Source organism: Marivirga sp., assembly GCF_024636815.1.
GTDB lineage: Bacteria > Bacteroidota > Bacteroidia > Cytophagales > Cyclobacteriaceae > Marivirga.
Window position 1 is genome coordinate 1 of sequence record NZ_JAGXGF010000075.1, and the last position, 8,755, is coordinate 8,755.

The 8,755-nt window shown below is 34.7% G+C and carries 7 protein-coding genes; 4 read left to right on the forward strand and 3 right to left on the reverse strand.

All coding sequences use genetic code 11. From position 1 onward, the window contains the following. Positions 1–116: 116 nt before the first annotated feature. Positions 117–809 carry a hypothetical protein gene (locus Q0L29_RS05850; RefSeq protein ID WP_296619888.1) on the reverse strand — a complete coding sequence of 231 codons (693 nt, stop codon included), beginning with the start codon at positions 807–809 and terminating at the stop codon, positions 117–119. Between the two features lie 121 nt (positions 810–930). Then, entirely contained in the window at positions 931–1,950 is a 1,020-nt protein-coding gene (locus Q0L29_RS05855) for a PAS domain-containing protein (protein ID WP_296619890.1), read from the reverse strand. Positions 1,951–2,402: 452 nt separating this feature from the next. On the opposite strand from Q0L29_RS05855, the gene Q0L29_RS05860 reads away from it, so the two are divergent. From Q0L29_RS05860 to Q0L29_RS05870, 3 genes are all read left to right on the forward strand, one after another. Continuing rightward, positions 2,403–2,984: a porin family protein gene (locus Q0L29_RS05860; protein WP_296619891.1), complete on the forward strand. Its 582-nt coding sequence runs from the start codon at positions 2,403–2,405 to the stop codon at positions 2,982–2,984. 79 nt (positions 2,985–3,063) lie between these two features. Further along, positions 3,064–3,237, forward strand: coding sequence for a hypothetical protein (locus Q0L29_RS05865; RefSeq protein WP_296619893.1), 174 nt, complete (start codon positions 3,064–3,066; stop codon positions 3,235–3,237). Positions 3,238–3,305: 68 nt separating this feature from the next. Continuing rightward, positions 3,306–5,018, forward strand: coding sequence for a mechanosensitive ion channel domain-containing protein (locus Q0L29_RS05870; RefSeq protein WP_296619894.1), 1,713 nt, complete (start codon positions 3,306–3,308; stop codon positions 5,016–5,018). A 2-nt stretch (positions 5,019–5,020) separates the two neighbouring features. On the opposite strand, the gene mutS is transcribed toward Q0L29_RS05870, so the two are convergent. Then, positions 5,021–7,624 carry a DNA mismatch repair protein MutS gene (gene mutS / locus Q0L29_RS05875; RefSeq protein WP_296619896.1) on the reverse strand — a complete coding sequence of 868 codons (2,604 nt, stop codon included), beginning with the start codon at positions 7,622–7,624 and terminating at the stop codon, positions 5,021–5,023. A gap of 47 nt (positions 7,625–7,671) precedes the next feature. Here mutS and Q0L29_RS05880 point away from each other — a divergent pair, with 47 nt between their 5' ends. Further along, complete coding sequence (locus tag Q0L29_RS05880) at positions 7,672–8,208, forward strand: RNA methyltransferase (protein WP_296619897.1); 537 nt, start codon at positions 7,672–7,674, stop codon at positions 8,206–8,208. Positions 8,209–8,755: the final 547 nt, after the last annotated feature.

Here is an 8,755-nt window from a genome sequence, read left to right on the forward strand (position 1 = left end):
AGGCTTTTCCTATCCCACCTGTAAACAGCGATTTTCTTCCTAAAAATTCCTTACAATAGCCCGCTATTGCTTCAGAATTTTTAGTTGAAACTCACTATTTACAGGCGTTCTGAATCCTAAATTAGAATCGAACTCAGGTTATTACCATATCCAATATATGTTTCAAGCATCAGGTCTTTATTAAAATAGTATCCCAGTCCAATATTGGCATAGTTATTCCAAGTTTGTTGCCCATATTGGCCATAAATTTCTATAATGAAATCCATTGGGTGTGGTGTAGTAAATGTTAATCCGGATAAATACATCAAATTGGCTTGAAGATTAACCTTAGCCCAATTAAGTCCAAGATTATTTTCCCAAGCTAAAGAACTATTTAAAGAGTGTTCCGATATGCCAAAAACTTGAAATCTACCACGTGTTTTACCTAATTCGTCCTTCAATAAGCCAAAATTTGATTTTAATGAGTAATTTTTACCTAATTTTTTCTTAACACCAACTGTTAAATTTGCTAAACCATTGGAACGTCTCATTTGATCAGAAACAAAAGTTTGTTCTCTGGCATAATTGTAATTAATTAAAATATCTAAGCCTTGAAGAGCGCCATATTTAATTAAAGCATATTGCGAAATCTGTTGGTTAAATCTGCTTGAATCATTAATCTGTCTCTCAAAATTCACCCCATATTCTAACTGAAATACGCTCTTACCAACAAAATTTTTTCCACCAGAAAATACATATGGTTGCATTTCTTGTGCCTTTAAAACCATCGTAAAGCATATAAAGAATGTTACTACTATAAAGGCTTTCATGCTTAGAGAATGATTGATTTATGTCATTACGTCTAAATCCAATATTAAAATAAGATTTAATTTTGGATATATTAAACTCACTACAAATTTCAGCTACGAAGTGTAGAAGTTATTTTAAATTTTATGCTGACCTATTAGAATCTGATTGTTTTAAATATGAACTTTCAGATACTTTATGAATGATTTTCTCTAAATCATTTGCTGATTTTTTTAAATGGCTTAATATTAGTTTACTGTTGTCATTTACAGATTCAAAATCTAGCAAATTGAGTAATCCTAAAATGGAAGCTAGTGGAGCTCTAACTTCATGGGCATTTATAAAAGCAATATCATCTAATTTTTTCTCAGAAATCCTGATTCTCTTTTCTAAGTTAACTTCTTGGGTTATATCTGTAGAATTCAAAATAACACCCATAATAACCTCAGATGAATTTGAGACTGGCTTCAATTCCATATTCACTATTTTTTCATATCCGCTAAGGTTTTTGAATGTTCTACAGAATTTTTGTTTTTGTCCATTTTTAGCTTTCTCAAATAATGCCTCAAAAGTTTTAGAAAAACTTCCTCCAAAATAATGAGACATATTCTCATCGAGCCTTAACTCTTTCTGTGTGTACCATGACATAAACTCATAAGCAGTAGCATTAAATTCAATAACACTGCCATCCAATGCAATTAAAATATTGGCTTCATCTGCGTCATTAAATATTGCTTTCATCCAGCTTTCTGTGGTGTCTTTCTCTGTAATTAAACTCTGCTGAGATTTACCAACAGTTGCTAAAAGGTTAAACCCAATATAATTTCCATCTTCATCTCTTGAAGGAATGATGTTGGTATGAAACCAAGAGGATTTTCCATTAATATTAGGAAATGCAAAATTTCCATTCCAAGATTTTTGTTGACGCAACAAATAGCTTAATTCGTCATGAATATACTCAGGAAGTTCATCACATAAATGCTGGAAAAAATTTAATTTACCTAAGTTGTCTCTTTTTATTCCTGATACTTTTAGAAAAGTTTCATTTGCAGAAAGAACATCGAAATTCTCATTTAGAGACAGAAGCAAAACATTTTCTGACAAATAATCAATTGGATCTTTTTTTGTCTTTTGTACTTGTTGAATGTTTATAACTTTTTCCATAAGGATGTTTAAACACATCAAATACTAAAATGTTTAAGTAATTGTATTCAAAAATTATCCGTAATTATATTTAACTCAGATTTCGCAAGTGGTTTAAATATAATTAAAAAAGAAAATGGTTTTAAAAGCATCATTTTTAATTAGAAAAGGAAGTATTGAAATCTAATCTTCATTAATAAAACATTATTTACAGTCTAATTACTACATCATCATCATAAGATTCTACTTAAATATTCGGATTTAATCTCTTCTTTAATTTACTCTTTAGATCAATATGGCTTAGAAATATTTATACTTTAAAGAAAGAAGTAATGCTCATTATTAGAAACCTGTGAAATGTGTAACTATTAGTTTAAAATCTGTAAAATATCTATCAATATTTACCTTCACCTTTGTTTTGTAAAAATGCCTTCAAAATAATTTGACGGCCTAATTTTAAAACAAACAAAGACATGAAATTTTATCTGATTTCTTTTTTTATAGCATTTTTGGCTACAAGCTCACTCCAAGCCCAACATATGAATATTGGTGTCAAAGGAGGCTTAAATATGTATAATGTTGTAAATGAAAATGGTAGTAATAGAGAACCACTTTTAGGCTTTAATTTGGGCTTAATAGGACATTTTCATTTGAGCGATCAATTTGCTTTGCAGCCTGAAGTGGTTTTTTCTACCCAAGGTGCTAAATTTTCAAATAATGGCGTTGAGTCACAATTGTACCTAAATTATATAAATGTACCAGTGTTGCTACAATATATGTTTGATAACGGTTTTCGACTATTTGCAGGACCTCAGTTAGGCTTTTTAATAAGTGCTAAATCAAACTCAAATAATACTCAAATGGATATGACCAGTGATTTTAAAGGTCTTGAATTTGGTGCTAGTTTAGGGGTGAGTTACATTAATCCCGATTCAAATTTAGGTATTGATGCGCGTTATAATTTAGGTCTTACAGATATTAATGAAAATAATGCTGAGGCTTCTTATAATAGAGGATTTCAGTTAGGTTTATTTTATCTTTTCAATCATAAATAGTCAAACTTATACACTAATAATTTTGAAGGACTCCCTATGGCAGTCCTTCTTTTTTTAAACTCCATTTACATATTAAAATATGAAAGCACCTTCATCACCAAAAAAATTAACCTGGATTCTGGGCCTTGCAGCAGGAATTTTAGGCATAATCGGCCATTATTTCGATGCAGACATTTTGACTCAATATAATTACGAGTTGCTTCTGGCAGGCTTTATTGTACTCGGCATAGGGACTACGTTCAGAGAAATATAATTTATGTTGAAAAAGAATAATCAATTGCTATTATGTTAAAAACAATTTGCTTTTTCGTCACATTTTTGATGATAAGCTCACTTGCAGCGCAAGACACAGTAAAAGATAATAAAGCATCCGAAAATTTAGAAGTTTCAGGTGCTGAACTCATCATTAGATTTCAAAAACTGATCTCCGAAGACCATCAAAGACTCATTCAAATGAAAAGCCGTAATAAGCAGCTTGAGCGAGAGGTTGCGGAACTAACCGGACAATTTGAAAAATTAGATGCGCAATTGGGAATAAATGCAAAAACTGATGATTCATTTAATAAAAATGAAAAATTAGAGCAAGTGCTAAGCTCCCTAGATTATCATTTGCGTAGCAATCAGGCAATTATGCAACAGATGACCCTTGTCCATAGTAAAATCGAAAAGCAGAAAGAGCTTGTAGATTATATCACCACTGGTCAAGTACCTATAAGCGAAGATTCTGTTATTATAATGATCTCAATTGCTGATACAGCGGTGCAGTCTGGTGCTAATTCCGAGACACAAAACAGAAAAGAGCTTGCTGCCCTACAGGATTTACAAGTGCTAAAGGCAGAATTGGCCCACGCCAGAAATAATCTTTTTTTAGTGGATCAATTAATAAGAAAACATAAGGATGATATAGAACTAACAAAATTACTGATACAGGCAACGACTGGATTACGGGAACTTCTCGAGAAACAGTCACAGAAACCTGCTGTAAAGCAACATTTACAGGAAGTCTCCAGAAGGTTTTCTCAGGACACATTACTTTTATCGGCATTAAATGTTAGGATACAGACCCTTGAAGCTTATCGCCCACCGGTAGTGGAAGCGGTAAGTCAGGCTGAAGATCGAGTAGATAGTGCTGAATCAGAGCTCGAATTTCTCCAAAGCTCAATTGCGCCACATAGAGTAGTCTACTGGCTTAAGACTAATCTCCCTGCAATGGCTATTATCATTCTTACGTTTTTTGTGATTTGGATTTTGAGTAGATGGGGTATTACACTCATTCTCAATAAGTTCATAAAAAGCAGAAAAAATGCTGAAAGTGCCGACCGTTTAGAAACCTTAAAACTGGCGTCTGGAAGTATTATCACAATTTTAGTAGTACTTATTGGACTTCTTGTGGTTTTGTCGCAGATAGGGGTAGATCTTACTGTGGTATTGGGAGGAGCTGCGGTGCTTTCTCTTGTAATTGCACTAGGTGCACAAAGCCTGGTCAAAGATTACCTATCAGGATTCATTATTTTGCTTGAAAATCAGTATAGAGTTGGCAATGTGGTAAGAATTAATCAAACCACAGGAGTGGTGGAAAACTTGAGCTTAAGATTGACTGTACTAAGAGATCTGGGAGGAGTTACCCATTTTATTCCTCACGGACAAATCAGTGACGTCAGTAATTTAACTCACCATTGGTCTCGTGTAATGCTTGAGATTGGTGTGTCTTATAATGAAAATGTGGATAAAGTAATGAGTGTTCTAGAAGAACTTGGTGCTGAAATGAAGGAAGACAAGGAATATGGTTCACTAATAATTGGAGATATGGAAATGTTGGGTGTGGATAAATTTTGCGAATCAGCTATTGTTATTAAGTTTTTGATAAAAACCTGGCCTCTTAAACAATGGATTATAAAGCGTGAGTTTTTGAGAAGGATTAAAAACCGATTTGATGAACTCGGCATTGAAATTCCTTTTCCACATCTTACTGTTTACCATCGTCAGACGGAAAAGCTATTTGAAAATAAAGTCAATAAACAAGAAGAGGTATAGTTTTACTTCAATTTACTTTTCAATTCATTCAATTTTAGAAGTGCCTCCACTGGTGACATGGAATTGATATCTAATTTATCTAACAATTCCTTAATTTCTGAAAGGACAGGATCGGCTTCAAACATATTGAGTTGATAATTATTTTTAGGTACCGCCTCTATTTTGCGGTTGGCTTTGTCCCTGATTTTATCTTTTTCCAAATGATGCATGATTTCATTGGCCCTCAGTACTACAGGGTTTGGCATCCCAGCTAAATGCGCCACATGAATACCAAAACTATGTTCACTTCCTCCTTTTTTCAACTTCCGCAAAAAGATGATCTCTCCATCTATTTCCTTCACCGAAACATTATAATTCTTGATTCTTGGGAAATCATGCGCTAACTGATTCAGTTCGTGATAGTGCGTAGCAAAAAGCGTTTTGGCTTTTGATTTTGGGTGATTATGCAAAAACTCCACTATACTCCATGCAATAGAAACTCCATCATAGGTACTGGTACCTCGCCCGATTTTATCCATCAATATCAGACTTCTATCAGACAGATTATTCAAAATACTGGCGGTTTCGGTCATCTCGACCATAAAGGTTGATTCTCCTTTTGAAAGATTATCGGAAGCTCCAACTCTGGTGAAAACTTTATCAACTAAGCCTATCTCTGCTGATTTAGCTGGTACATAACAGCCCATTTGTGCCATTAAAACAATCAAAGCAGTTTGTCTTAGCAATGCTGATTTACCCGCCATATTGGGGCCGGTAATAATCATAATTTGCTGGCTCTCATTATCCAGGAACACATCATTTGGAATGTATTCTTCTCCATGAGGCAATTGTTGCTCGATTACCGGATGGCGACCTAATTTTATATCCAATACAGTGCTCTCGGATATTTGAGGTTTTACATAATCATTGGAACGAGCGATTTCTGCAAAGCTTAGTAAGCAATCTACTTGCGCTATTATTCTGGCATTCTGCTGGATTGGACTCACGAAATCCATAGCGTTTTGCAGTAGAGACTGAAAAATTCTCTGTTCAATCACCACCATTTTATCTTCAGCACCTAAAATTTTTTCTTCGTATTCTTTAAGCTCTTCTGTGATATATCTTTCTGCATTTACCAAAGTCTGCTTTCGAATCCATTCCTGAGGCACTTTATCTTTATGGGAATTGGTCACTTCCAGATAATAGCCAAAGACTTTATTATAGGCTACTTTTAAAGAAGTAATACCCGTCTTCTCCATTTCACGCTTTTGCAACTGAAGCAAATAATCCTTACCCGAAAAAGCTATTTTCTTTAATTCGTCCAGATCATGATCCACCCCTTCTTTAATCAGATTGCCTTGATTAGTGTGTAATGGAGCGTCTTCCATCAGTTGTTCATCAATCAATTCATATAAATACTCGCAAGGATTGATTTGATGGGATAATTTTTTCAAGGCAGACTCCCCGGATTCTTCAAGCGCTTTTTTCAAAGGAGCCATTAATCCTAAAGCTTTTTTCAATTGATTCAACTCTCTCGGATTCACTCTACCGACCGCCACTTTGGAAATCAATCTTTCTACATCTCCCATTGACTTCAAAGAAGTTCTCAGGCTTTCGGTCAAGTCATTGTTTTTATGTAAAGCTTCAACAATTTGCAAGCGTTCTTCAATTACGACTTTATCCTTAACAGGCAATACCATCCACTTTTTGATTTGGCGAGAACCCATTGGGGTCAAGGTCTTATCCAGAATTTGAATAAGCGGAATGCCACCTTCTTGCTGAGGATAAACTAATTCCAGATTTCGGATGGTAAATTTATCCATCCACACATATTTTTCTTCTTCAATTCTAGAGATGGAAGCAATATGTTCAATTTTTTTGTGCTCAGTTTCTTCCAAATAATGGAGGATAGCACCGGCAGCAATAATTCCTTCTTCCAGATTTTCAATTCCAAAGCCTTTTAAGGAATTGGTTTTAAATTGCTTTGTGAGTTTTTCGTAAGCAAAATCATAGGCATAAATCCAATCTTCGAGATGATGGATATTATAATCATCAGAGAATTTTTGGGAGAATACATCCCGAGCTGATTTGGAATAAATGATTTCCGATGGCTGAAAGCCCTGCAATAATTTATCGATATAGGATGCATTTCCAGAAGCGGTCATAAATTCTCCGGTAGAAATATCTAGGAAGGCAATTCCTAAAGCATTTTTTGAAAAATGAATGGAAGCCAGATAATTATTTCTACCCGTTTCTAATACATTATCATCAAAACTAACGCCAGGCGTGACTAATTCTGTAACCCCTCTTTTTACAATCCCTTTTACAGATTTCGGGTCTTCCAACTGATCACAGATTGCTACTCTATGTCCTGCGCGAACCAGTTTCGGTAAATAATTATCCATCGCATGATGTGGAAAACCCGCCAATTCTATATGCGAAGCTGAACCATTTGCTCTTTTGGTCAGAATAATATTAAGGACTTTGCTCGCTTTTACGGCATCTTCCCCAAAAGTTTCATAAAAATCGCCCACACGAAACAGTAAAAGCGCACCGGGATATTTGGCTTTTATCTGATTGTATTGCTTCATTAAAGGAGTTTCCTTCGCTTCTTGAGTCTTCGCCATGCTTTTAGGGAAATGTTCTTAGTTTTGCACTTCAAAGATGATAAAATATGAGGAAATTAGCCAATGAAGAATTAAATCGATTGGAAGTTGATGAATTCAAAAAGGTCAAAAAAAACCCAATCGTTTTGGTACTGGATAACGTCAGGAGCATGAATAATGTCGGTTCTGCCTTCAGAACGGGGGATGCATTTTTAATTGAAAAAATTTATTTATGCGGTATTACGGCTCAGCCTCCTCATAGAGAAATCAATAAAACTGCTTTGGGAGCTACCGAAACTGTGAATTGGAAGCACTTTGAAAATACACTTGATGCTGTTGAAGATTTAAAAAAAGAAGGTTATCAAATTTTAAGCGTTGAGCAAGCAGATGACAGTTTAAGTCTTGAAAATTTCACGCCCAAGTCTGATAAAAAATATGCATTTGTTTTCGGAAATGAGGTTTATGGAGTTGATCAGGAAGTAGTAGATAATAGTCATCATTGTTTGGAAATCCCTCAGTTCGGCACCAAGCATTCTTTGAATATTTCGGTAAGTATTGGGGTGGTGCTGTGGCATTCTGTTTTGAAAGGTGGGATGGCGAGATAAATTCAAATCATTCTTTGGTGTAGCAAGCGACACCCCTATAATCCCCTCCAGGGGATAGATCGCACAGATTTAGATCAGCAGTAAATATTAGAATTCATCAATGCTTATGGCAAGAATCTAATAAAATGTTTTAGAAAAAATTATAAAGCAAACACAATTCACTGCGTCCCCCCTGAAGGGGCCACAATACTATTAAGTTAAAGAAATTAACTTAACTAATTTTTCGCTAAAGCGAAAAAAAGCTTTTGTTTTCTTTTGTCTCTCTTGTGGTTAACAAGTAACGTTTGTGAATATATACGACCGATAGCATATTCCCACCACAAAAGAGACAAGATAACACATAAGAAAATAACCAAGGTTATTTTTTCTGGATTGAACTGAATTATGAGGTATTAGGCTTAGCTTAATAACCTGAGTTTCTATGTTGAAAAACCAGACAAAAGGTAATTTATTTTCTTTTTTTGCCTTTTTTAGGCGTAGTTGTCCTATGATAAAATTTTAAGTTTGTCAAGGGTGGCTTAGGTTTGTGCGCTGTTTTGTGCGGCCA

What these genes read in the sequence shown, in the direction of transcription:
- Q0L29_RS05850 (WP_296619888.1), bottom strand. Translation starts at nt 809, where the DNA reads ATGAAAGCCTTTATAGTAGTAACATTCTTTATATGCTTTACGATGGTT.
- Q0L29_RS05855 (WP_296619890.1), bottom strand. Translation starts at nt 1,950, where the DNA reads ATGGAAAAAGTTATAAACATTCAACAAGTACAAAAGACAAAAAAAGAT.
- Q0L29_RS05860 (WP_296619891.1), top strand. Translation starts at nt 2,403, where the DNA reads ATGAAATTTTATCTGATTTCTTTTTTTATAGCATTTTTGGCTACAAGC.
- Q0L29_RS05865 (WP_296619893.1), top strand. Translation starts at nt 3,064, where the DNA reads ATGAAAGCACCTTCATCACCAAAAAAATTAACCTGGATTCTGGGCCTT.
- Q0L29_RS05870 (WP_296619894.1), top strand. Translation starts at nt 3,306, where the DNA reads ATGATAAGCTCACTTGCAGCGCAAGACACAGTAAAAGATAATAAAGCA.
- mutS (WP_296619896.1), bottom strand. Translation starts at nt 7,624, where the DNA reads ATGGCGAAGACTCAAGAAGCGAAGGAAACTCCTTTAATGAAGCAATAC.
- Q0L29_RS05880 (WP_296619897.1), top strand. Translation starts at nt 7,672, where the DNA reads ATGAGGAAATTAGCCAATGAAGAATTAAATCGATTGGAAGTTGATGAA.